Source organism: Evansella sp. AB-P1 (assembly GCF_029688925.1).
GTDB lineage: Bacteria > Bacillota > Bacilli > Bacillales > Salisediminibacteriaceae > Evansella.
The window spans coordinates 67903-91589 of record NZ_JARUKY010000015.1; the positions used below are offsets into that span (position 1 = coordinate 67903).

Sequence of the window (23687 nt, forward strand, 5' to 3'; positions counted from 1 at the left end):
AAGATAGATTTTTACTTTTAAATTGTTACAACTACTTCCCTTTCCCTTCACCAGTCGCTTTTTCTAACGCCTGATCTAAATCTCGGAATAAATCCTCTACATTCTCAATACCAACAGATAGACGAACGAGATCCTCTGTTACACCTGTCGCTTTTATTTCCTCAGCAGATAATTGCTGATGTGTTGTTGTAGCTGGGTGAATAATTAAACTCTTTGCATCTCCTACGTTAGCTAAATGAGACCATAGCTCAACACTGTCTATTAGCTTCCGTCCTGCTTCACGTCCACCTTTAATTCCAAAATTCAATACCGAACCATAGCCTTCTTTAAAAATCTCAGTAGCATGCTCATGTGATGGATGAGAGGCAAGACCTGGGTAAGAGACCCACTCGACTGCAGGATGTTCCTCTAAATATTTGGCCATTTTTAATGCATTTTCATTATGACGCGGAACACGTAAATGTAGCGTTTCTAACCCTTGTAAGAATTGAAATGCATTAAATGGACTTAAACATGATCCAAAGTCACGTAAAAGCTGAACTCGGAACTTAATGGCAAAAGCAACAGCTCCAATATCCTTTGCATAGGAAATACCATTATAGCTTCGATCTGGTTCCGTAAAACTTGGGAACTTCTCAGAATTCCAATCAAAATTCCCTCCATCAACAACAATTCCCCCGATAGATGTTCCGTGCCCACCAATCCATTTCGTTGCAGAATGAATAACAATATCTGCGCCGTGAGTTATTGGCTTACAGTTATACGGTGTAGCAAATGTATTGTCAATAATGAGTGGAATACCTGCCTCATGAGCAACATCAGCCACTCCAGCAATATCCAGTACATGCAAACTAGGATTTCCAATGGTTTCAGCAAACACAGCCTTCGTTTTATCATTAATTGCCTCTTTAAAATTGTTAGGATCTGTAGGATCAACAAAATGAACTTTAATACCATATCGAGGTAACGTAATGGAAAATAGATTGTACGTTCCACCATAGAGGTTTGTGGCTGCCACAATTTCGTCCCCTGCACCTGCAATATTTAATATAGATAATGCGATTCCAGCCATACCAGATGAAGTTGCTACTGCTGCAGCCCCTTCCTCCAACAGTGCTATTCGCTTTTCAAAAACATCGACTGTAGGATTCATGATGCGGCTATAAATGTTCCCCTCTTCAGCTAATGCAAATAAGTTTTCCGCATGAGCTGTATCGTTAAAGACGTAAGAAGTTGTTTGGTAAATAGGTACTGCTCTTGATCCAGTCGTTGGATCTGGCTCTTGTCCCCCGTGTAAAAGTAGTGTTTCAAGGTTGTACGTTTCTTCTTTCTTTTCTTCTGCCATGAATAATTCCTCCTCAGGATAATGATTTTATATAAGCTTTTCTCAAAGGTAGTCCCAGTGTACTTTTGTTAAAAACAAGTTATTTTTCCGATTTTTCAGACTTATTATGTATTAAAAAAACTCTACTGATCAATCAGCAGAGGAAAACGTGTGAATGGATTATTGTAATTCAACTATGAAAATTAGCTAAATTCTACACACTCTCATCTTCCAAAGCTTATTGTCGCTTTGTAGGATTTAGCACCTTGCATAGATCGAAGAAATACTTCGTCCCATACTGGTTGCCGGGTTTCGTCGGGCCAGTCCCTCCACCACTCTTGATAAGGATTTAATCATTACTATTTATGAAGTTGTAAGAAATCATAACATCGTTATTATAGGATGTCAATTTTATTTTTAAATTTGTGCCAATCTTTAAACTTCCTTTAAGATTAGAATAGAAATCCTGAAAATAAATATTGGCTCAGTAGTGTATGGCGACTTCAGTGGTATACATGTGGTGATAGTTACTGCCTATAACTCTGAACGTCTTAGTAAGTACATTTACTTATCCTATAGTGAAAATTTGTTTACATGAGATGTCTGCCTTGTAAATAGAACTGGTCTAGACGACTGCAAAACCTCAAAATCATGAAAAGCGGTACTCAAGAAGAGTTCTATACGCCCGCAATTAGTGGAAAAGTTGAGATACGGGAAGATAGAAGCCACTATTGTTACCGCAAATGATGAAAAAACACAAATGCGGTAAGAATAAAGCCGCTATTGTTCCCGCAAACGGTGGAAAAACAAAGATACGGTAAGAATGAAGCCGCTAGATAGAGTATTTTCATCCCTCATGGTGCAAATACCACTTGCACCGGCGGTCTCCCCCTTAAAATAAACGTTATTTCAGGAGTGAAAGGTGACGACTCCAACGGGAAAATCAATAGGCGAAGACACGACAATTCGGCACGATAGTGCGAAGTGTGGAGGTTGAAGTTTTGCCCGTGGAAAGCTGTCACCAGTATCGGATGAACCAACTTGATTAATATTTTCTTCTCTCATGGTGCAAATGTTTTCTTGCATGGGCGATGGGCGGTATACTCTGAAAATAAGAAACGTTCTAGAAGCCTGGAAAGCAGGAAAATCATGAAATGCGGTAGCTAAGAAGGTATCCACTAATCCTTTGCCCTCTTTGCAGGAACGCTAGCTACCCCCTCTGTACCTGCAAATCTCTTTTTCACCCTTTGCAGGAACGCTGGACCCTTCCTCTGTGCCCGCAAACCTCTTTTTCACCCTTTGCAGGAACGCTGGACCCTTCCTCTGTGCCCGCAAACCTCTTTTTCACCCTTTGCAGGAACGCTGGACCCTTCCTCTGTGCCTGCAAACCTCTTTTTCACCCTTTGCAGCAACGCTGGACCCTTCCTCTGTGCCTGCAAACTTCTTTTTCACCCTTTGCAGCAACGCTGGACCCTTCCTCTGTGCCTGCAAACCTCTTTTTCACCCTTTGCAGCAACGCTGGCCTCTTCCTCTGTGCCTGCAAACTTCTTTTTCACCCTTTGCAGCAACGCTGGACTGTCCTCTGTACCTGCAAATCTAATTTTCACCCTTTGCAGCAACGCTGGACCCTTCCTCTGTTCCTGCAAACTTCTTTTTCACCCTTTGCAGGAACGCTGGCCTCTTCCTCTGTGCCTGCAAACTTCTTTTTCACCCTTTGCAGCAACGCTGGACCCATCCTCTGTGCCTGCAAACTTCTTTTTCACTCTTTGCAGGAACGCTGGCTACTCCCTCCGTTACCGCAAATCTCTTTTTCACCCTTTGCAGGAACGCTGGCTACTCCCTCCGTTCCTGCAAACTTCCTTTTCACCCTTTGCAGCAACGCTGGCTACTCCCAATGGCCTTGCATGATTGTATTAAAATCCAATAAATAGATAATTTTTACAGTGGTTTTTCTCTGTAAAATTGAAAAAAGTGAACAGGGCATTATCATGACCTTTGTTCCCTTTTTTTTCCTATTTTTAATAATTACCTAATTTAGGTGTTTGTGTTCTTTCTTGAGTTTCTTTGGACTTCAGTTTAACTATTGTGACTTTACCATAATTGGGCTCTGCCTTCCTGTCCGGTATTGGAACTTTCTGTCGACCTTTTGAATTACTTTTCTTTTTACGCCTGAGTGCTTTTTTAAAAGATGAAACTGTCTTGTAGAGATGTGTTTGCATGAGCCTGAAGAACTCCCATGGTGACTTACATGACTCCATTTGGAGCTTTACGATCATCGTAACAACATAAGCTGTTAATGCTAAAAACATCTGGTTCCATATACCTTGTGGTTTTGTACTCCATATTTTTGTCAGCTTTAGATGTTGCTTTATCCATTTGAAAAACAATTCAATCATCCATCGATGCCGATATAGATCCATAATCTGTTCATCTGAAAGGTCGAACCTGGTCGTTAAAATTCGATACTGACGGCCTTTTTCATCCAAGAATTCGACATACCGAAGAGGAATATCAGAAACACCATACAGGACCTTTTCGTCTTTTATGATAGATGGATTTGTAGGTGTATACTTCTCCAATGTAATAAGACGTAAAGATTTTGAAAGCCGAACAAGAAAATTTATCTTCTTTTTCTGCCATGACATCAGATTATCTTTGGAAGGATAAGCGCGATCTGTTAAATAAGTACTGTCTGATTCTTCGATCAAAAGATCAGATGTTTCCACATCCCCAACAATACCCGTGGACGGTACAATCTTGTCTGGAAACACTACATCAGGCGAGACTATTTGAAGCCTAGTGTGCATTTTAACTGCATGATACTCTTTTGAAATATAAGCCCAGTCGCATAGTTGTTTGGGTAGTCTAATCTCAGTGGAATCAATAATGCTTAAGCGCCCAATACCATCAGGGAGTCCTTTTCGGTTTTGTGTAACCTGCTTTAGTTTTTGTACAGCATTAATAAACAGCTTCTGGGTAAACTCTGTTGGAAGATCATTAATGCGGCGACTGAGTTGAGAGGCGCTTATGCCGGATATACCAATTTTTTCCCGCAACTTTGGGTAGGCTTCCAGCTTTTCTTCCATATGTGCATAAGAACTCCATTGATCGAGTTGGGCCGATACAAACGTTTTTAATAGAGATTTCGTAGAGAGCTTGTACTTCTCATAATCCATCAGAGGACAGTCGAAATCATCTAATGGTAGCAGAGATAAACATTGACAAATTAGCATTTCCCGACCTATACTTTTATTGTTCATTTTGTAACTCCTTTGTAGTAGACTTGTTTGTTTTAGGGAACAAAACAAGGTCAACACACCTTCTACAATAGGAGTTTTTTTAATGCTTGTAAATACATTTTATTGAAAATTTGTTAAATTTTAAAAACCGTGCAAGGCCATTGGGCTACTCCCTCCGTGCCTGCAAACTTCTTTTTCACCCTTTGCAGGAACGCTGGACCCTTCCTCCGTGCCTGCAAACCTCTTTTTCACCCTTTGCAGCAACGCTGGACTCTTCCTCTGTGCCTGCAAGCAGTGTTTATACAATTTGCAGTATATTAGGACCAAACTAGACGACTGCAAAGCTACAAATTCATAAGAATGTGATTGCTGTGGAAGGAAATTTTCATCTTCCATGGTGCAACTGTTTTCTTGCATGGGCGGTCTACTCTGAAAATAAGTGTTAGTTCAGCAGTGGAATCCGCCCTTCATGATGCAAGTTCGACTTGAATAGAAGTCTTCCCTGACGTTCTTCCTGTCGTCTAAAACGTTTCTTTGATCTAAAAGCACTGCAAAAAAAAGCGACTAATCCCAGCATAGAAACACTTAAGAAACAGAAGAAAATATTGCCACCGTTCTTTCTGCATATGTAAAGCTTATACCACCATACTAGGAGTAACCTAAAAAAAAGCGAGGTGATACAGATGGCACGAAGCAATAACAAACTTCTAGTACCTGGAGTTCAACAAGCATTGGATCAAATGAAGTATGAAATTGCACAAGAATTCGGCGTAAAATTAGGAGCCGATGCTACTTCACGCGCTAATGGTTCTGTAGGTGGGGAAATTACTAAACGCCTAGTTCAACAAGCTGAACAACAAAAATTTTAATAAAAAAATATCTTGGCACTAAACGCGTAGATTTATTCTACGCGTTTTTTCACTATAATGAATCTAAACACCATGAATCCCTAAAAGCTGTTAAATGGAGATATTTCGAAATGCATTTTGATAGGATGGGGTAGATATTGTTTCTAATGTTTTTATCCATGTTCTTGCCATTAACATACTTCCATTTGCATTTAATGACTTTCCATCTGTCGTTAACTGTATTCCAGCTTCCTTATGATTTTTAAAAACTTCGTGTGTTCGAATAATCACAACACCAAGAGCTTCTGCAACTGCCCCAATAGCATTTATGTATTGCATATTTCTTTCTAACTCTGATCCGTTAAAATGCTCATAGACTAACGGTGGCTGAATTAAAATAATGTTACTTCCCGTTTTCTCTCTAGCTTGGAAAAGTAAATTTTCATATATTTGTTGAACTTTACCTACATCAAACTCCATCTGTAGATCCTTTATATCCTGGGTACTAATAGATAGGGATAAAATTTCCGGCTGAAGAGTAAGAACATCTTGCTCCCATCTTAATGCCATGTCAGTAAGGGATTCATCATGATTACACTTATTAATGACCTCAATGTGACTGTATGGATATGCCGTACTTAAATAATCATGAACTAGATTTACAAAACTCTCATTATTATAACTTTTCTCATGTACTGTATCTGTTACATGACTCGATTTCCCTACGAAAACAACTCTTTTTTTCCTATTCATAATTGATGCTCCTTTATTGACCTTATTCGGAAAACTATTGACCTCAGGAAAGGCAAATGATTAATATTTTTACCAATGAATATGTTGTAAAGACAATCTGATACTATACTTTATTTATGAATGGAAATATTATAGGAATAAACTTTGAATATTTTTAAAATTTTGTTCAAATTTATATTCTTTTAATACAAAACCATCTGTACTTACAATGGTTTTCATCAATTGTTATAAACTGGAGGATCTTTTTCTATAGTCGACCCTCCAGATCCAGCTTATTTTTTCTTATTTAATTGTTCCTCACCCATTTTCACTAGTTCCCTTACCATATTACCGCCAATGCTGCCCCCAATTTTCCCAGCATCCTTCGCTTTTATATTTCCGTTATACCCGTTTTCAAGGGAAATACCTTGTTCTTTTGCTACTTCGTATTTTGTAGTATTAGGATCCATTGAATTTGTGACCTTTGCTTTTAGTCGATCTAACCCTTCCCTTGCTTCAGGAACAAGAATTTTATTTCTTCTTGCCATTTATTTACCTCCTATCATGCTTCCTTACTCATATCCTTCATTAGATAAGTCATCGCCATCATGACTTTTCAAATTACCTTTTTTATCTACCTCATCAATTTTCCCGTCGATGGTACCTTCTGTATATGCGTCAGACACCTGTTCGTGTGTCATAGCTAGACCTTTAGCCGTTTCATCATTACTTTTATAATCTGATGGTTCATATGACTTATTTGCAATAGCTTCTGATTTTGTTTGACCTTCCTTTTTCTTTTTCATTTTTACTCCTCCTATCTTCTATCTTCCATTATGTTTTACAAAAAACGTTATTTTATTTATTTCTCCTCTTTATTTTTTGTTTTATTCCGTTCAGCAAATGTAGTTTCTTTATCCGCAGTAAGTTAAGCCTTAAAATTTGACAAAAAACCTTTACTATAAAGAAACTCTATAAATTTATGTAAATATGTTTCTATCATTGATTGAAAAACTACTTTATCTTATAATGGTATGACGATGTTGTTTTTTCCATTTAACTGGAACTTAACATAAATGAGAGGGTGCATTATATGAAAACCTTCGTCAATAACCATAAACTAATGCTTATTTCCTTACTTCTTGTTTGGTTAAAGACGTTTATTGTATCCATTATTACTTTTGATATTACAATTAATCGATACATTGAAATAATACTTTTCGCATTAAACCCATTGCTATTTTTAATTATATTGTTCGGAATGGGGTTATTTTTAAAAGAAAAAATACAGACTATGTACTTTTTTGTACTAAGCTTATTGCTATCCATCGTTCTATACTCAAACGTTGTATATTACAGAGAGTTTAGTGATATCATCACTCTTCCAATGCTCTTAATGAGTTCTAACATGGGAGATTTGAGTACAAGTATTTTTGCTTTAATACAATGGTACGATATTTTTTATTTTCTTGATCTCGCCGTTCTTGGCTATTTTTCCTTAAATAAAAAAGCTTCCATATTCGTTAAAAAAGTCCACTTTCAACAAACAAAGTGGGCAATTGTATCTATTGCGGTCATTACAACTATTGCTATTTCACAAGTAAGTACAATAGAAAAAGAGCAAACCTTTAATCGAAACCAGTTAATTCAATCGATGGGTATATATAATTTTTATCTTTACGATGCATTTGTCCAAACTCAGACGTCAGCTCAAACTGTGTTTGCTGAAAAGGATGATTGGACAACGATCCAAGAACATCTTGATGAAAATAGAGCACTTCCTAATTCTGAAATGTTTGGAATTGCAGAGGATATGAATGTAATTGTCGTTTCCCTGGAATCTGTAGAAAGCTTCGTAATAGGGGAAACATTAAATGGAGAAGAGATCACCCCATTTTTAAATGAACTTATTGAAGAAAGTTATTATTTTGAGAATTTTTATTATCAAACGGGTCAAGGAAAAACGTCAGATGCAGAATTTTTAATAAACAACTCTTTATATCCATTAGGTAGAGGTGCTGTTTTCTTAACGCATGATAGTAATGAGTACCGTGCATTACCTGAAACGTTAGTAAACCACGGTTATCAAACCTCTGTGTTCCATGCTAACGATAAGACATTTTATAATCGTGACGTCATGTATCCTAATTTAGGCTATAAAGATTACTATTCCTTTAGTGATTATGATATTTCCATAACAAACTCTGTAGGATGGGGAATGAAGGATATTGATTTCATTGAACAATCGATGGACTATTTAACTGAGATCAATGAACCTTTTTACAGTACCATGATTACTTTAACAAATCATTTTCCGTTTCATTTAGAAGAAGAGGATCATTTTATTGATCCATTTGATTCTAATAGTGAAATTGTAAATCAATACTTTCCCACTGTACGTTATACAGATGAAGCGATGAGAGTACTTGTTGATAAATTAAAGGAAGCCGGCCTTTACGAAAATACGATGCTCGTCATGTATGGTGATCATTATGGAATTGCAAATAGTCATTATGGTGAACTTAGTAAATTTTTAGACACAAACATTAATCTTTATGAAGCAGTAAAACTAGAGAGAGTCCCATTAATTGTACACATTCCAGGTCACGAGGGAGCCATAATGGATACTGTTTCAGGGCAGGTGGATGTGATGCCAACATTACTAAATTTGTTAGGTATTCATGAAGAAGATCACGTTATGTTCGGTAACGATTTATTTGCGGAAGATAGACGAGACTTGGCAGTGTTACGAGACGGATCGGTTGTTTCGGATGACCTAATATATACTAATGAAACATGCTTAGATTCTCGTACTGGTGAAATCGTGGAGTTAGAAATATGTGATCCATTAAGGGAGAAAGGTACAGCAGAACTTTTTTATTCAGATAAAATTGTCTATGGAGATCTATTCCGATTTTTAAATTAAACTCTTTATATTATAAAACTCACAGAGAAATTTATTTAATCTCTGTGAGTTTTTTAAATGATGTTACTTTGCTTTTGGTCCAAATTTCCCTTCATGATATTCCCGATATGCTTTCTGTATATCTTCTCTTGTTTTCCCAATAAATGGCCCGCCCGCTACATAATCTTCCTTTATTGGTTCACCTGAATAAATTAATACCTTCGATCGTCCATTCGACTGAATAAATATTTCGCTAAGTTCTCCATTTTCCTCTTTGTTTTTATAACTGAGTAAAGCAACGTCAGATTTTAATAAAGATTCTTCTTCCTTTCCAACTTTCACCTCACCTGATAGAACATAGAGAAAGGCATTATGAGTAGCTGGTAATTGGAAGGATAAACTACTACCAGTTTGATTAAAAGAAAGTTCTGTCAAAGTAAAAGGTACTAGTGGCATCATCGTTCCTACTACGCCATGAAGCTCTCCAGCGTAAACTTTAATAAGTCCCCCGTCAAAAGGAACGATAGGACAATCTTCTGAAAGAACATCTTGATAGCTTGGAGTGGTGCTTCTTAAATGATCCGGTAGGTTTAACCAAAGCTGTAATGTGTGTGCAATATCATCCTCTACCGCTTCCTCTGCATGACGAGCACCACTTCCTGCATTCATGTATTGTACATCTCCAGCTTCTAATATACCTTGACCACCTTTGTTATCAATATGTTCAAGTCTTCCATCAATGACATATGTCACTGTCTGAAAACCGCGATGAGGATGATCAGAGAAAGCACCACGTTTAAACCAGTCCTCTGCAAGTAAAATAAAGGGATCAAACTCTTTAGAACGTTCCGGATCTGGAGGAAGTATCCAACCTTTCTGCACTGCTGGGAACGTCATTTCCTCGTAACTTACTTTCCAACGATCTTTTACTTCCCTTTGAAAATAGCGAGAATCCATTTATTCAGAACACTCCTTCTTTTTATTAGATCCTGGTTCCTAATACTCTTTCATATATAGAAAGAAGCTTTTCCACTTCTTTATTAGATGAATGATTCTTTAAAACATACGATTGCCCCGCCTCACCTATTTTTTTTCTAATATGAGGACTTTCAAACAAATAATTAACTAAGTAGATAAATTCACTTTCATTTCGGTAGAGAAATCCAGTTTCCCCATGCTTAACAATGCTTCTATTTCCTTCGTTATCATAAATAAGTGCCGGTAAACGAGAAAGCATCCCTTCTAAAATGGCAGAGGATTGTCCTTCAGCAAAAGAAGTATTTAATAAAACATCCCCTTGATCATATATGCCTCCCATTCTATCGTGGGGAACATGACCTAAGTACCGAATCCAGTTTTGTTTTTTTTCAATCAAAGCTTTCACAGTTTCCCCCTCCCCTTCGTCTAATATTGGTCCTACTATCCAAAGTCGAATCGTTGATAGCTTTTCCTGGACTTTTGAAAGCATATTAATGGCACCTGGAATATTCTTTATACTTCTAATACCTGCAGGGAGAACAAATAAAAACGTCCCTTCCTCTTTTCGGATAGGTGGGGCGATCCTTGCGAATGGACTAACGCCTTGTTGAATGACAAATGTCTTCTCCTTGAAATAAGGTATCTCTGTTAACAGTTTTTCCCTTCCCTCTTCATTAAAAACGTGAATAGCCTCAGCTTCAGCTAATGTTTGAATGACAGCTTCCCGTCTCTTATTATCATATAGATCATAATTTAAATCCGTCCCCGTTAATGTAAGTACATATGGCTTCAAATCACTAACGGAATGCTTCATAAACGTATAAAACCGAAAAGCATGAAACCCATGGAAAATATCTGCTACTAAGTCCTTATTATAGTTAGAACGATCTGTTGAAGAAACGATCTCTGTATGTACACCCACTTTATTTAAGCCTTTTCCTATACGATCAACTGTTACTGTATTCCCACGAATCTGATCGTAATTAGGTGTTGCTAAAACTATTTTCATATTAGTCAATCCTTTTATAATCTTTTATAAGTTATTCTATCCTCGAACAAATGATTTCATTTCTATCAACACTACTTTATCATAAATTATCATTTTTATTTAAGATGACCCCTTACATATTTCAATGCGAATTTCCACATTCTAATAAATAATACTGAAAAAATTTGATATAAAAAGGTGATACTGATGGAAGGAAGCTGGTTGTCAATTGTTCCATTTTTACTTGTCATCCCTATTGCAATTATTACAAAACAAGTTTTACCTGGCTTAATCATCGGTCTACTTGTTGGTTCGTACATTATTTCTCCTACAATATTAGGGGGAATACAAACCATGCTAAATTACGTAGTACAAGCATTAATTGATGAAAACAATATTAAAATCGTTGTCTTTTTGTATGCTTTTTCTGGTTTAGTTGGAATGATTAAAATAAGTGGTGGAATTAAAGGTTTTGTTGAAGTTGCATCTGAAAAAATTAAAACGAAAAAACAAGCTCTCATTTTAACGTACATTTCAACAATTGGAACATTCAGTGCTCCTACCTTTCGTTTTGTAACGATTGCTCCAATAATGAAGGCATTATTAAAGAAAGTAAAAATGTCCACAAAGGAATTGGGGTTTGTTATTGAAACAACGGCTACTCCGGTTATTGTATTAATTCCTGTTGCCACTGCATTTGTAGGTTACATGGTTTCCGTTATTCAAATATCTATTCAAAATGTAGGAAGTACAGCTGATCCGTACTCTTTGTTTATTCAAAGCATCCCTTTTAACTTTTTTGCTTTCGTCATCATTTTGTTAGGTATTTACTTAAGTTTTTTTCATCCTTCCCATACGGATGGTCCAACGGAAATTGATGAGGAGAAAGTTGAAGAGGCAGAGGATTGGCACGATTGTCATCCTGTAGTATCAAGAGATTTACCAGATAAGCCGTGGAATTTAATCGTTCCAGTGTGTTTAGTCATTGGTTTAACTTTATTTCTCACATGGTGGGACGGAAATGAAGAAGGATTAACGTTAGCAGAAGCATTTATCGGAGCCGATGTATTACAAGCAATGGTGGTTGCCCTATTAATTACCGTGTTTGTTTCGATTGCATTATTTTTAGTACAGCGATTTAAATTAAGCGAAATTATTGCAAGTTTTATTGAAGGTGGTAACGACTTAATGTCTGTAATTGTTCTCTTATCTGTTGTTTGGGGTCTATCCTCCGTAACAGATGATCTAGGTTTTTCTCAATTTGTCACTGCTTATACAGATTGGATTCCAGATATGTTTATAACACCAATGTTGTTTGTTTTTGGAGCTACAATATCTTATTTTATCGGTTCTGCTTGGGGAACATGGGGTATACTTATGCCACTGGGGATCAGTCTTTCCTTGGCTGCTGATGTATCGATTCCCCTTATTATTGGTGCTGTCTTTGCCAGTGGATCTTTTGGAGCACTTGCTTCACCATTAAGTGATGACACGAACACAATTGCAAAAATATTAGGCCTTTCTGTTATGGATTACGCAAGATTCAAACTAAAACCAGCTCTCATAGCAGCTGGAATAACAACAGTTTTATATACAGGGGCGTCATTTATTCTTTGATCTTAATAATCATTCAATTAGAGGTAGTATAGTTAATGACAAAACTAACTACCTCTTCCCTCCCTTCATACCGAGCAATTAAGACATTACTATTATTTCTTTTCATTCTCCTCGGAATTTTCCATACTATCAATAAGCTTTTCTGCAACACGACGATATAAATTACTCATATTCACAAGTGAAGTAACAAGTAATATATGTGATAAATAATCTGAACCTTCCTCTTGTAGCTTATCTATTGCTTGTTTCGCATCTTGTTCATGAACGAGAATATCATCCTGAAACTTATCCATGTATTTTAATGAAAGATCAATATACTTGTTATAAAAGGAGTCCAGCTGAAATTCTTCCTCCGTAATTTTATTATTCAATCCATCTAACACTTTTTTTATATCATTAATGGAAAGTGCACCTTTCATTTGATAAATAAGACTAATGAGCATGATATGATCTTTAGAATATTTCTTTTTTTCTATAGGATAAAAGAGCTTACCTTTCGCATAATTGTTTATCATCGTTTTTGTTAAAACTTTATCCTCTTCTTTCCTCTTTGAGTTAGAAAAGTTTTTTTCGAATAATTGAATAACCTGATCCATGTATAAATCAATATTAGGAATTTCTTCTATTTGAATATTTTCGTTTAACTGTAATTCCTCAAGAATTTCATCTATTTTTTTCATATGTAAGAACCTCTTTTCCCTCTATTTATATACGTATATTATACGTACAAACCACAGAAAAGTAAAACTTGACTACATGATATTATACGTATATTATTATAAGTAGTATTAATAACTACATAAAGGTATATGGAGGTTTTAAAAATGCACACGTACATTCGCGAACCGATAAATGGGTTAACCCACTTAGTTGGAGCATTATTATCTTTTATTGCACTATTAGCTATGACAATCAAGGCATCCGTTCATACTCCATCATTTCTAGCAATAACATCCGTAATTATTTTTGGCATTAGTTTAATTCTTTTATATTCCGCTTCTGCCACATACCATATGGTTATAGCAAAGGATAACGTTATTGCTTTTTTACGTAGGGTGGATCATTCTATGATTTATGTCTTAATTGCAGGGACATACACACCTTATTGTCTTATCACATTAAATGGTACAGTAGGTTGGGTTTTGTTTGGCTTAATTACGATACTAGCTATTTTCGGAGTCCTTTTTAAGCTTATCTGGTTCCATTGTCCAAGATGGTTGTCAACAAGTCTTTATATTGCCATGGGGTGGGTCGTCATTTTCTTTAGCTCACCATTGAGTGCAAGCCTTCATACCAACGGTCTTCTCTTGCTAATTTTAGGTGGTGTCTTATACACAATTGGAGGCATCATTTATGGTGTAAAACCGAAGTGCTTATCTTTTAAACATTGGGGCTATCACGAAATCTTCCATATTTTTATATTACTAGGAAGCTTAAGTCACTTTTTATCCATATTTCTGTACGTTATTTAATTGCAATAACAGATAAATGATTCATAAATGAAATTTTGTTGAAAAAGACCAATATTATTTTCAATTACAATGAAGAATGACGGCGACTCTAGCGACGAGCATAAGCTTCACGAATAAGCTTCGAGTAGTCTCGACGCATATAACAACAGAGCAATACTAGTAGAGGTAGAGACATGACCATGTGCTTTAGCTGTATACAAAATGTCTAGTGTGGAGGTTGATACGTCTGAAGCGGAGATCGAATTAAATATAAGCTTTTTGTATAAATGTTCGTGATTTATAATGAATGAAAGAATAATGAAATTGACTCAATTAAAAAAGAAAATCGCATGTGATTTTATTCCAATCACATGCGATTAATACTTTTAATTCATAATATTATTCAATTACTCGAACTACTCGTCCATTAAAATGATCTCTCCAGTAGCCTCTTGTCATATCAGCAATTGCTACTCCAGTGTTGCTTTGTGATCCAATAAACTTTCCACCACCTATATAAATACCAACATGACCATCAGTTTTGTAAGTATTAAAAAACACAAGATCACCAGGCTTCATTTCGCTAGCTGGAACTTGTCTACCAGCTGTAGTCATGGAATCTGTACTGTACCCTAAAGAAACGCCAACTTGCGAAAATGCCCATCTAACAAAACCTGAACAATCAAATCTACCATTTTGAATATCATAACTTGTTCTTCCTCCAGCAAAAACATAAACGGAATTTCCAATATATTTTTTCCCTGCATTGATTACATCGTTTACAGTCCCATTAGGTATGGCAACTTGTCTATTGTTCGTCGAAGTGCTCGACGTGGAAGTAGTTTGATTTCGTGTTTCTGTTTGTCTAGCTCTTTCTCTTTCTCTTTCAATTCTATTCCTTATTTCAGATTCTCTTGCTGCTAGTTCATTATCTTGTTCTAATAATGAAGAGATTAGTTCTTCGTTTTGTTCTTCTTTATCTTTAAGTTCTTTCTTCAATTCCTCATTCTGTTCTATCTGATCCTCTAAATGATGTTGCATTCCTACTAGCTCTGTTTTCATTTCATTAAGCTCTGTTAACTTTTTCTCAACAGAATCCTGCTTTTTTTGTAACTCCGCCTTATTTGTTTCTAAACGTTCAATAAAATCAGCATCTGCTTTCGCTATTTGTGTTATTGCGAATACTCGTTCAATTAAGTCTCCAAAGCTTTTCGAACCTAAAATAACTTCTATGTAACTTAAAGTTCCACCACTTTTTTGAAAGGAATTAGCTCGTTCCTTTAACAAGTCTAATCTGGCATCAATGTCTACTTCTAAATCAGTAATATCCTCTTGCAAAATTTCTACTTCTTCATTTGCAGCTTCAATATTTTCTTCTGTCTCTTTAATTATTTCTTCATTATCCTTCATTGCTTGATTAACCCGTTCAATTTGTTCCGTTAATTGATCAAGCTCATCTAATACACTAGCAATTTCTTGTTCTACCTCTGATAATTCCGATTGAATAGTGGATCTTTCTTCCTGGATTTGAGACTGTTGATTTTGCAAATCATTTGTAGTCTCAGCAAAAGCAGTTGGCACAGTTAATGAACTAAGCAAACCAACAATAAGAATACCCTTTACTACTATTCCTTTTTTCAACACTCTCTTCCCCCTACGTTTTCTAATTTTCTTGTCATCATTTAACAACTTTTCTTTATAGGAAAGCTATCAAAGCTTGTCCCACCTGTCAGAAAAAAATGAATAATGACGAATTATAATACTCACTGTTATTTTATGTATAAATTTTCATATAAAGTAAAAACTATTAATCTATCAACACTATTGAAGTATATCACCGTAAAGTGACAGAAATGTAATACAAATATTACGTTTTCATTTCATGAATAGAGAAATATTCCTATTAATTGTTAAAGTTGCTGTAAAATGCTGTAATAAATTCAGGGAAAAATATTTGTTTAACTATTAACTATTAGATGAGAATTGATTTAGGTTTACCCTGAAAATACGAAAGAAGACTCACTATTGTTCCCGCAAACGGTGGAAAAGCGAAAATGCAGGATGAATGAAGCCACTATTGTTCCCACAAACGGTGGAAAAACGAAAATGCGGGATGAATGAAGCCACTTTTGTTCCCACAAACGGTGGAAAAACGAAAATGCGAGATGAATGAAGACGATATTGTTCCCGCAAACGATGGAAAAACGAAAATGTGGGATGAATGAAGACGATATTGTTCCCGCAAACGATGGAAAAACGAAAATGCAGGATGAATGAAGCCACTATTGTTCCCGCAAACGATGGAAAAACGAAAATGCGGGATGAATGAAGACGATATTCTTCCCACAAACGGTGGAAGATCACAAATGCGGGATGAATGAAGACGATATTCTTCCCACAAACGGTGGAAGATCACAAATGTGGGAAGGGAATATACCTTAGAAAGAGATTTTCATCCTCCATGGTGTAAAAGAAAAGGATAACCGCCAATTTAATTGATAGTTATCCAAAGAATTACTTTATGAATTACTCTTCATCTTTCTTTCCTATATCACGATTACGTTCTCTCTCCAATACGTCTTCTAATAAATCAAGGACATCTTCTCTTGTAATGTCTTTTTTACGATCCGTTTGTTTTCTTAATGCCGGGTTTTCATCATCATACATAAACGGCTGATCAATAGGATCATTTGCTCCATTTTCCTCATCAATCTCTACATCTTCAGTCATGGAGTTTTCAGTAGTAATATTATGATAAAAATCATTTGTTTCTATCTCTTCTTCTAGTTTCTTTTTATCTTCTTCTGGTGGTAAAGCATATTGTTTACGCCCTTCACCATCTTCCTTCGTATATCTATCTTCTAATAAATATGCTGGAATCAATTGTCCATCAGGTGTTACGTATTTACGGTTTAAATGGCGTGTATCTCGATCCATAAAGCTATAGATAACCGGAATAAAGATTAGTGTTAAGAAAGTGGAGCTTATTAAACCACCAATAACCGTAATTGCCATCGGTTGTTGAATTTCTGCTCCTTCACCCATACCTAATGCCAATGGGACAAGACCTAAAATGGTTGTGATCGAAGTCATTAAGATTGGACGTGCACGATCTTTAACCCCTTCAACAATGGCATCATAGCTTCGTAGGCCAGCTTCCTTTCGTTTATTAATATAATCAACCAACACGATGGCATTGTTAACAACGATACCAGCTAGTACGATCAGTCCAATAAAGGCCATAATACTTAATGGTGTCAATGTAATCGTTAAGCCTAATGTAACACCAATAATGACTAATGGTACACTAAACATAATAACTAATGGATATTTAAAGGATTCGAATTGTGCAGCTAAAACTAAATATACAAATACTAAGGCGAGGATAAGTGCTAATATTAAATCACTCATTGCATCCTCCATCATTTGTTGATCCCCAGTATACGTTACGGATGACTCAGCTGGAATATCCATGTCATCAATCGTAGTTTGGACAAGTCGAGACATTTCTCCAAGGTTATATTGGCTACCATAGTGTAATGTAAATTGAACAGAAGATTCTTGATTAATTCGATTAATTGTTACCGGTCCTTCCCCTTCCACTACATCTACAACTTCACTTAGTTCAACATATTCCCCAGTTTGACTTCGTAGTAAAAGGTTTTCCACATCGTCAATGTTACGTGTAAATTCTTCTCCGTAACGGACATGCACTTCATAAATGTCGTTTTCCTCTGTAACAATTTGTGTAGCAAAAGCCCCATTCATTTTTTGATTAATCATTTGAGCAATTTGAGCCGGCACAAAGCCATATTGTCGAGAAGCCTCCTCATCAACAAGGAATTGAATCTCTGTAACAGTGTCTGTAAGATCATTAGTTACTTCGTGAAATTCAGAAATATCCTCAAATTCTTCTGTAATGTCAAAGGCAACCTCTTCTAACCTCTGAGGATCAGCGTCCGTTACATTAAATGTAACAGTATTTGGAGCTCCACCCATCATGGCATCTAACTGCAATGAAACTTCAGCATCTGGCGCTGCTCTTTCCAAATCTCTACGGATAGAATCTGCAAAATCAATAGTAGAAATAGTACGATCGGCTAGTGGAACCATTGCAACAAAAATAGATGCTTCATGGGAGCCAGATCCACCAAATAGAGCAGCTTCAGCTCCTCCAGAGCCAATGGTACTCATAAAGTTAAGAATGTCCCGTTCGTCATCAAGGATCTCCTCAATACTTTCAACAGCTGTGAGAGTATCCTCTAACGGGGTGCCTCTTTCCATTTCAACATCAATTTGGAAGAAACCTTCATCCGTGTCTGGAATGAATTCCATCCCAACTTGAGAAATACCAACAGCACCTGCTACTAATAGTAAAAATGTGATGGTTAATACTGCGAAACGGTGTTTTAATGACCATTTTATTGACTTACTTACTACTTCTATAAATTTACTACGCTGACGCTTTTCTTCGATGTTTTCCTTCGGTGTTTTTAATAATCTACTAGCAATCATAGGTACAACAGTAAGTGCTACCGCTAATGAGGCTAATAAACTAAAGGATACCGTTAAAGCGAACTCCATAAAAATGTCTCCCACAATACCAGAAATGAATACAACTGGTAAGAAAACAGAAATGGTAGTCAATGTGGAAGCTGTAATGGCACCACCAACCTCTTTTGTACCGTCAAAAGCTGCGGTCTTAGGATCTTTTTTCATAGATAGGTGACGATAAATGTTTTCAATAACAACGATCGAATTATCTACTAGCATACCAATACCTAAAGCAAGACCACCTAATGTCATTATATTTAAAGATAAGTTTGTAAAATACAGTAAGACAAATGTGACAATAACAGAAAATGGAATAGCTATCCCCACAATCAGTGGTGTCTTAATGCTCCTTAGAAATGCGAATAGAACAAGAATGGCAAACAAACCACCAACAATAAGTGCCAATGAAACACTCGAAATAGCCTCCTGTACATATTCTCCTTGATCGAATAGTACAGCTACTTCAATGTCACGGTATTTATTTTCATCAAGAAGCTCATCTAAACGTTCATTAAAAGCAGTAGAAATCTGTGCTAAATTTCCGTCTGCTTGCTGTTGTACACTCATCATTATTGCAGGCTCTTGATTTGTTCTAGTAATGGACCCTGTATTTTCTGGAAGTAATTCTACAGAGGCTACATCTGCTACTGTAACTTCTTCACCTGTTTCTGGATTAATAGTTAGAACAGTATTTTCAATATCCTCTAGGCTTGTCATTTCAAATAAAACACGCGTTGTATACTGTAAATCATTACTTTCTACCATTCCACCTGGTGAGGTAACATTATGAGCTTGAATCATTGAAACAACATCTGATTGGTCAAGTCCATTTTCTTCTAAGGCATACTGATCTAATTCAACAACGATCTCATCAAGAGCTTGACCTGTAATATCGATGGAAGCAATACCATTTAGTTTTGAAAGCTCTAATGCTAAATCATCTGCAAGTTCATCAAAATTCTCCTCATCTGAAGATAAAGATAATTGAATAATCGGCATTTGGGATGGATCAAATTTTAAAAAGTTCGGTGATCCAGCTCCATCTGGTAGCTGAGTCTGATTCATCCTACTGATAATGTCATTTTCTATATCATCCATAGAGGTTGCCCACGAAAATTCTAAAATAGTCATGGAGGCCCCTTCCATAGAGATTGAACTTATATTATTTAACCCTGGAACTGTTGATAAGCTCCCCTCCATAGGTTTAGAAACTTTCTCTAATACCTCTTCAGGACCTGCATTTTGATAACTTGTTACCACTGCTCCAATTGGTGGATCAATGTCTGGCATTAGCTTTAGTGGGATATTCGTTAAAGAGATTGTTCCTAAGAGTAAAAATAGAATCATCGTTACAATAGTAAATACTGGTCTTTTAATGGAAAACTTCGTTATGTTCAATCGTGATCCTCCTTACTTTCAACTAATACTGTTAAAAATTTTTTAAAACTATTTTTTAATAAGAGAAGATCCTCTACTTCCATTTTTGATAGGTATTGCTGAAAGATAGTAGATTTAATTTGATCCATCTCATTAATTAACTCTGTTCCTTTACATCCTAAAGTGATGATTGTACTTCTGCGGTTAGCTTGATTAATTTCTCGGTGTAGAAAACCTTGATTCTCTAATTTACCAACGATTTGACTAACAGCACTGGTAGAAATGTTTAAATAGCTTGCTATATCCTTCACATGATTTAACTCTTTCTTTGCTACTAAAAATAACGTCATTAACTGGTTCGAGGATAAACTAGCTATTTTTGCTTCTAATGCACTGCTAATTTCACTTCCTAATTGCTGTCTTATAAAAAGGTTAATATCCAATATAACGTCTTCTAACTCATTAATAATTTCCTCTTTATTCATAACACCCCACCATTGATAGTTAAGTTTCTTAACAATTAATTTACTTAACAAAGATAACATCTGTTTATGAACATAAGATGAACAAATAGAAAAACTTCCATATTTCAATAGGAAGTTTCACCATCACAAACCTTGGTATATAAAGGTTTACGGACTTTTCTTACTTAATATTTTTTTAACTGTTTTTATCATATAAACCTTCTTTTGCTAACGGTAATGTAAAAGTAAAGGTCGTTCCTTTCCCTAATTCACTATCTACATGAATGGTGGTTTCATGTAAATCAATAATGTGTTTTACAATAGATAATCCTATACCAGTACCACCTTTATTAGAACGAGATTTTTCTTTTTTATAAAACCTTTCCCATATATGTTTTACACTATCCTTTGCCATTCCAATGCCATAATCTCGAATACAAATGGATGCATATTCCCCTTGTTTTTCAATATTCACTTCAATTTTCCCAGATGTATTGGAAAACTGAATGGCATTTTGAAGTAAATTAATTAATACTTGATCAATCCGGTAAGGATCGGCAACAACAAATACGTCCTCCTCTTCACCAAGCATTTCAATTTCTATTTGGTGTTCTGAAATTGTTGGCTCCATTTTCGCAATAATTAAACGAATCTGTTCTGATATATTATAAGAATCAGGATTCATTTCAACTTGATCTGCTTCGAGTCTTGCCATTTCTAATAAATCTTCAACAAGTTTCATTAGTCTTTCTGTTTCGTTTTTCATTATGGAGAAATATTTATATTGCTGATCACTCGGAATAGTTCCATCCATAAGAGCACCTAAAAAGCCACGAATTGATGTAAGAGGTGATCGTAAATCATGAGAAACATTCGCAACAAAATCCTTTCTCATTTGATCAATGCTCCCTAATTCCTTTGCCATATAGTTGAAGGTTTCTCCAAGTTGGCCAATCTCATCCTTCGTTCTGATAGTCACTCGATGAGAAAAATCACCCTTGGCAAACTGAAGAGCACTATGATTCATTTCTCTCAGTGGTGAAGTCATCTTTCTAGATGTAAAGAAAATGATAATTCCAGCTACAATAATAGCAATAAGAATCGTCATATTTATAAGAAATTTCATTTGTTTTAATTCTGTATCAAACTCATGAAAAATCATCACTAATGTATGATCAGGATTCTCCCCATTTAATTCAATAGGTGCCATCATTAAATAGACAATATGATCATTTTTATTTAATCGTTTTGAAACCTCTTCCTCTTCTAATACGATGTCCAATATATTTAATTCTGTATCATATGCTTCAAAAAGTTCTGAATTGTATTTGATATTTCCTTCTGAATCAACTAGGAATACCATTCTATCCTCTTGATCCATTGCAAATTGAAGAGAGGAAGTAAAAGTATCTTCCTCCCATCCCTCCCTATCTGCTAATTCAAAATAGTCAACAAGCTGCTCACTCTGGTGGTCAAATGCATTATGATAGCGATTGATTATTTCATTTTGAATAAACGACGTAACTACAAGTCCAATTACTATAAACGATATAAATAATATAAATAAGTACGTAGAAAATAATTTGATAAACATCCCACGACGTTTAATCATCCAATTTCACCTCAAATTTATAACCAACGCCTCTAATTGTTTTTAACGACCAGCTTGAAGACTCTTCTTCAATCTTTTCCCGTATTCGTTTTATATGAACATCAATAGTCCGATAATCTCCCTCGAAATCAAATCCCCAAATACTTTCAACTAATTGCTGCCTAGTAAATACTTGGTTTGGTTGACTAACAAGAAAATAAAGTAGCTCTAATTCCTTTGGTGGAAGATTTATATCCATTCCATCTCTGAAAACCTTGTACTCTCTCATATTTATGGACATTCCTTTTAACTCAAGATTGTCCTTCGCTTCTATGTGAGGGCTAGTCCGTCTTAATATCGCTTTTATTCTGGCAACAATTTCCTTTGGATCGAATGGCTTAACTACATAATCATCTGCTCCTAAATTTAAGCCTTTCACCTTGTCATAGCCTTCCCCGTTTCCAGTTAACATTAGAATAGGAACGTTTCTATCTTTACGAATTTCCCGACAAACCTCCCATCCATCTAGGATCGGGAGCATAATATCTAAAATAACAAAGTCAGGATTTTCGTCATAGTACTTTGATAAGCCTTCTTCTCCATCGCTAGAAAAAATAACGATATATCCTTCTTTTTCAAGGTATAGCTGTAATAAATTACTTATATTTGAATCATCCTCAACAACCAAAACCTTTAATTGCTTCCTCAACGTAATCACCTACTTCATTAAGTTTCTCTAATCAGTCTTTTACAAAGCTCTGCTTTTACTCCTTGCCTCTGTAAATTAGAAACGATTTGTTCTATTGATTGCCTCTTTTTTATTTGTAATCTAGCCAAGAAATTCAATCCCTTTCTTACTAATTTTTAGGCGTTAATAACCAACCCTTGGAATTTTCTAATAGTTGAACTTCGTCACGTATCGTTCTCATTTTTTCATCCATTAATTTAGCTGTATCTGCAGCATCCTTCAATTCTATTTTCAAGTGATCAGGAATTTCTTTATTATACTTATAATATATTTTGTGCTCTAAGCTAGCCCAAAAGTCCATCGCTAATGTTCGAATTTGAATTTCTACGTAAACATTTTCTACTCGATCAGAAAGCGTAATAGGTATTTCTATGATCATGTGTAAGCTTTGATAGCCATTCGGCTTCGGAAATCGAATATAGTCCTTTACTTCTAGTACTTTTATGTCCTTTCGCTTTAATAGCATATTATAAATTTCATATACATCAGACGAAAAGGAACATACAATACGTAAACCAGCAATATCGAATAAATGATTTTTCGCTTCAGTTATTACTGGAGAGAAGCCTTTTCTCTCTAGCTTAGAAATAATACTTTTCGGAGATTTTAGTCTCGTTTTAATATGTTCAATCATGCTGTAATCTTTCATATATTTTGCTTCTTCAACCATAATATTAATTTTCGTTTTTAATTCATCTAATGCAAACTTGTAAGGTAATAAAAAAGAACTCCACTTTTTAAATTCTTCCATTACTTCATCATACTCCTTTAATTACATCCATTTCTCCAATAATTCTATCACTAATGAAACTATAGCATGGAAATATGAACACAAAATGAACGCATTGACACAAAATCGTACGGAACATGG

Annotated in this window: 21 protein-coding genes and 1 riboswitch; of the genes, 4 read left to right on the forward strand and 17 right to left on the reverse strand. The window is 35.6% G+C overall.

All coding sequences use genetic code 11. The features are described from left to right. Window positions 1-31 precede the first annotated feature (31 nt). The 5 genes from QA612_RS15925 to QA612_RS15945 all read right to left on the reverse strand — a co-directional run bounded on the left by QA612_RS15925 (window position 32) and on the right by QA612_RS15945 (window position 4827). Window positions 32-1345, reverse strand: coding sequence for an O-acetylhomoserine aminocarboxypropyltransferase/cysteine synthase family protein (locus tag QA612_RS15925; protein WP_278284800.1), 1314 nt, complete (start codon window positions 1343-1345; stop codon window positions 32-34). Window positions 1346-1545: 200 nt separating this feature from the next. After that, window positions 1546-1672: riboswitch (SAM riboswitch) on the reverse strand. Between the two features lie 858 nt (window positions 1673-2530). Continuing rightward, window positions 2531-2659 (reverse strand): hypothetical protein, encoded by a 129-nt coding sequence (locus QA612_RS15930; RefSeq protein ID WP_278284801.1) that lies wholly within the window; start codon window positions 2657-2659, stop codon window positions 2531-2533. 113 nt (window positions 2660-2772) lie between these two features. Beyond that, entirely contained in the window at window positions 2773-2970 is a 198-nt protein-coding gene (locus QA612_RS15935; RefSeq protein WP_278284802.1) for a hypothetical protein, read from the reverse strand. A gap of 372 nt (window positions 2971-3342) precedes the next feature. Then, the gene (locus tag QA612_RS15940; RefSeq protein ID WP_278284803.1) at window positions 3343-4584 is read right to left on the reverse strand and encodes an IS4 family transposase; all 1242 of its coding nucleotides are present in this window, start codon (window positions 4582-4584) and stop codon (window positions 3343-3345) included. A gap of 120 nt (window positions 4585-4704) precedes the next feature. Next, a complete protein-coding gene (locus QA612_RS15945) occupies window positions 4705-4827 on the reverse strand; it encodes a hypothetical protein (protein WP_278284804.1) in 123 nt (40 codons plus the stop codon). 419 nt (window positions 4828-5246) lie between these two features. Here QA612_RS15945 and QA612_RS15950 point away from each other — a divergent pair, with 419 nt between their 5' ends. Further along, window positions 5247-5432, forward strand: a complete 186-nt coding sequence (locus QA612_RS15950) for an alpha/beta-type small acid-soluble spore protein (RefSeq protein WP_278284805.1) — start codon at window positions 5247-5249, stop codon at window positions 5430-5432. Window positions 5433-5522: 90 nt separating this feature from the next. Here QA612_RS15950 and QA612_RS15955 read toward each other — a convergent pair whose 3' ends face one another. The 3 genes from QA612_RS15955 to QA612_RS15965 form a co-directional block, all read right to left on the reverse strand. Beyond that, window positions 5523-6164: a GDSL-type esterase/lipase family protein gene (locus QA612_RS15955; RefSeq protein WP_278284806.1), complete on the reverse strand. Its 642-nt coding sequence runs from the start codon at window positions 6162-6164 to the stop codon at window positions 5523-5525. A 272-nt stretch (window positions 6165-6436) separates the two neighbouring features. Further along, complete coding sequence (locus tag QA612_RS15960) at window positions 6437-6691, reverse strand: alpha/beta-type small acid-soluble spore protein (protein WP_278284807.1); 255 nt, start codon at window positions 6689-6691, stop codon at window positions 6437-6439. Window positions 6692-6715: 24 nt separating this feature from the next. Next, complete coding sequence (locus QA612_RS15965) at window positions 6716-6949, reverse strand: YozQ family protein (RefSeq protein WP_278284808.1); 234 nt, start codon at window positions 6947-6949, stop codon at window positions 6716-6718. A gap of 287 nt (window positions 6950-7236) precedes the next feature. Between QA612_RS15965 and QA612_RS15970 the strand changes: the two genes are divergently transcribed. After that, on the forward strand, window positions 7237-9069 hold the full coding sequence (locus QA612_RS15970; RefSeq protein ID WP_278284809.1) for an LTA synthase family protein: 1833 nt from the start codon (window positions 7237-7239) through the stop codon (window positions 9067-9069). 63 nt (window positions 9070-9132) lie between these two features. Here the strand turns inward: QA612_RS15970 and QA612_RS15975 are convergent, their stop codons facing one another. Next, window positions 9133-10005 carry a pirin family protein gene (locus QA612_RS15975; protein ID WP_278284810.1) on the reverse strand — a complete coding sequence of 291 codons (873 nt, stop codon included), beginning with the start codon at window positions 10003-10005 and terminating at the stop codon, window positions 9133-9135. A gap of 25 nt (window positions 10006-10030) precedes the next feature. Next, the gene (locus QA612_RS15980; protein WP_278284811.1) at window positions 10031-11035 is read right to left on the reverse strand and encodes a glycosyltransferase family 4 protein; all 1005 of its coding nucleotides are present in this window, start codon (window positions 11033-11035) and stop codon (window positions 10031-10033) included. Window positions 11036-11221: 186 nt separating this feature from the next. Between QA612_RS15980 and QA612_RS15985 the strand changes: the two genes are divergently transcribed. Further along, the gene (locus tag QA612_RS15985; RefSeq protein ID WP_278284813.1) at window positions 11222-12631 is read left to right on the forward strand and encodes a Na+/H+ antiporter NhaC family protein; all 1410 of its coding nucleotides are present in this window, start codon (window positions 11222-11224) and stop codon (window positions 12629-12631) included. Between the two features lie 92 nt (window positions 12632-12723). Here QA612_RS15985 and QA612_RS15990 read toward each other — a convergent pair whose 3' ends face one another. Then, window positions 12724-13311, reverse strand: a complete 588-nt coding sequence (locus tag QA612_RS15990) for a DUF1836 domain-containing protein (protein WP_278284814.1) — start codon at window positions 13309-13311, stop codon at window positions 12724-12726. Window positions 13312-13455: 144 nt separating this feature from the next. Between QA612_RS15990 and trhA the strand changes: the two genes are divergently transcribed. Then, a complete protein-coding gene (gene trhA / locus QA612_RS15995; RefSeq protein ID WP_278284815.1) occupies window positions 13456-14103 on the forward strand; it encodes a PAQR family membrane homeostasis protein TrhA in 648 nt (215 codons plus the stop codon). 378 nt (window positions 14104-14481) lie between these two features. On the opposite strand, the gene QA612_RS16000 is transcribed toward trhA, so the two are convergent. The 6 genes from QA612_RS16000 to QA612_RS16025 all read right to left on the reverse strand — a co-directional run bounded on the left by QA612_RS16000 (window position 14482) and on the right by QA612_RS16025 (window position 23567). Beyond that, window positions 14482-15723 (reverse strand): coiled-coil domain-containing protein, encoded by a 1242-nt coding sequence (locus QA612_RS16000; RefSeq protein WP_481804449.1) that lies wholly within the window; start codon window positions 15721-15723, stop codon window positions 14482-14484. A gap of 885 nt (window positions 15724-16608) precedes the next feature. After that, the gene (locus tag QA612_RS16005) at window positions 16609-20034 is read right to left on the reverse strand and encodes an efflux RND transporter permease subunit (protein WP_278284817.1); all 3426 of its coding nucleotides are present in this window, start codon (window positions 20032-20034) and stop codon (window positions 16609-16611) included. Next, window positions 20031-20498: a MarR family winged helix-turn-helix transcriptional regulator gene (locus tag QA612_RS16010; protein WP_278284818.1), complete on the reverse strand. Its 468-nt coding sequence runs from the start codon at window positions 20496-20498 to the stop codon at window positions 20031-20033. The genes QA612_RS16005 and QA612_RS16010 overlap by 4 nt, the downstream gene beginning before the upstream one ends. Before the next feature lie 175 nt (window positions 20499-20673). Beyond that, entirely contained in the window at window positions 20674-22089 is a 1416-nt protein-coding gene (locus tag QA612_RS16015) for a HAMP domain-containing sensor histidine kinase (RefSeq protein WP_278284819.1), read from the reverse strand. Next, window positions 22082-22786: a response regulator transcription factor gene (locus tag QA612_RS16020; protein ID WP_481804450.1), complete on the reverse strand. Its 705-nt coding sequence runs from the start codon at window positions 22784-22786 to the stop codon at window positions 22082-22084. The genes QA612_RS16015 and QA612_RS16020 overlap by 8 nt, the downstream gene beginning before the upstream one ends. Before the next feature lie 139 nt (window positions 22787-22925). Further along, complete coding sequence (locus QA612_RS16025; protein ID WP_278284821.1) at window positions 22926-23567, reverse strand: GTP pyrophosphokinase; 642 nt, start codon at window positions 23565-23567, stop codon at window positions 22926-22928. Window positions 23568-23687: the final 120 nt, after the last annotated feature.

Coding starts and splice junctions, on each gene's coding strand:
- QA612_RS15970 (WP_278284809.1), top strand. CDS start 7,237: ATGAAAACCTTCGTCAATAACCATAAACTAATGCTTATTTCCTTACTT.
- QA612_RS16025 (WP_278284821.1), bottom strand. CDS start 23,567: ATGGAAGAATTTAAAAAGTGGAGTTCTTTTTTATTACCTTACAAGTTT.
- QA612_RS15990 (WP_278284814.1), bottom strand. CDS start 13,311: ATGAAAAAAATAGATGAAATTCTTGAGGAATTACAGTTAAACGAAAAT.
- QA612_RS15960 (WP_278284807.1), bottom strand. CDS start 6,691: ATGGCAAGAAGAAATAAAATTCTTGTTCCTGAAGCAAGGGAAGGGTTA.
- QA612_RS15955 (WP_278284806.1), bottom strand. CDS start 6,164: ATGAATAGGAAAAAAAGAGTTGTTTTCGTAGGGAAATCGAGTCATGTA.
- QA612_RS15925 (WP_278284800.1), bottom strand. CDS start 1,345: ATGGCAGAAGAAAAGAAAGAAGAAACGTACAACCTTGAAACACTACTT.
- QA612_RS16015 (WP_278284819.1), bottom strand. CDS start 22,089: ATGATTAAACGTCGTGGGATGTTTATCAAATTATTTTCTACGTACTTA.
- QA612_RS15965 (WP_278284808.1), bottom strand. CDS start 6,949: ATGAAAAAGAAAAAGGAAGGTCAAACAAAATCAGAAGCTATTGCAAAT.
- QA612_RS15985 (WP_278284813.1), top strand. CDS start 11,222: ATGGAAGGAAGCTGGTTGTCAATTGTTCCATTTTTACTTGTCATCCCT.
- QA612_RS15950 (WP_278284805.1), top strand. CDS start 5,247: ATGGCACGAAGCAATAACAAACTTCTAGTACCTGGAGTTCAACAAGCA.
- QA612_RS16010 (WP_278284818.1), bottom strand. CDS start 20,498: ATGAATAAAGAGGAAATTATTAATGAGTTAGAAGACGTTATATTGGAT.
- QA612_RS15975 (WP_278284810.1), bottom strand. CDS start 10,005: ATGGATTCTCGCTATTTTCAAAGGGAAGTAAAAGATCGTTGGAAAGTA.
- QA612_RS15980 (WP_278284811.1), bottom strand. CDS start 11,035: ATGAAAATAGTTTTAGCAACACCTAATTACGATCAGATTCGTGGGAAT.
- trhA (WP_278284815.1), top strand. CDS start 13,456: ATGCACACGTACATTCGCGAACCGATAAATGGGTTAACCCACTTAGTT.
- QA612_RS15940 (WP_278284803.1), bottom strand. CDS start 4,584: ATGAACAATAAAAGTATAGGTCGGGAAATGCTAATTTGTCAATGTTTA.